This window comes from Enterobacter sp. RIT637, from assembly GCF_019718755.1.
Taxonomy (GTDB): Bacteria; Pseudomonadota; Gammaproteobacteria; order Enterobacterales; family Enterobacteriaceae; genus Enterobacter.
The window spans coordinates 1-523 of record NZ_JAIHAZ010000187.1 but is presented as its reverse complement, the minus strand read 5'-3'; the positions used below and the strand labels follow the sequence as shown (position 1 = coordinate 523).

Here is a 523-nt window from a genome sequence, read left to right as displayed (position 1 = left end):
GGCGTGGCGCGCACAGTAACACCTTTTGTGTATTGATAGCAAAAGCCACTAATTCCGCTTGCCTGAAAGGCTGCGCGCGAGTAATTTGGCGCGATATTTTTTACCTCCCAGTAGACAGGATTATTGCAATGCCAAGAGCGAACGAAATTAAGAAAGGTATGGTACTGAACTACAACAGCAAACTGCTGATTGTGAAAGATATCGATGTTCAGTCCCCAAGCGCCCGTGGCGCAGCCACACTGTACAAAATGCGCTTTGCCGATGTGCGTACCGGTCTGAAAGTCGAAGAGCGTTTCAAAGGCGACGATATCGTTGATACCGTGACCCTGACCCGCCGTTTCGTTGATTTCTCCTACATCGACGGCAACGAATACGTGTTTATGGATAAAGAAGACTACACGCCGTATATCTTCACCAAAGACCAGATTGAAGACGAGCTGCAGTTTATTCCTGAAGGCGGCATGCCGGATATGCAGGTTCTGACCTGGGATGGCCAGCTGCTGGCACTCGAACTGCCGCAGAC

The 523-nt window shown here is 49.9% G+C and carries 1 protein-coding gene; it reads left to right on the top strand.

Annotated features, from left to right (window positions below; translation table 11 throughout):
* Positions 1–128: 128 nt before the first annotated feature.
* Positions 129–523, top strand: a 395-nt coding sequence (gene yeiP / locus K5E19_RS23920) for an elongation factor P-like protein YeiP (RefSeq protein WP_221553398.1), incomplete at its 3' end; no start/stop codon positions are given.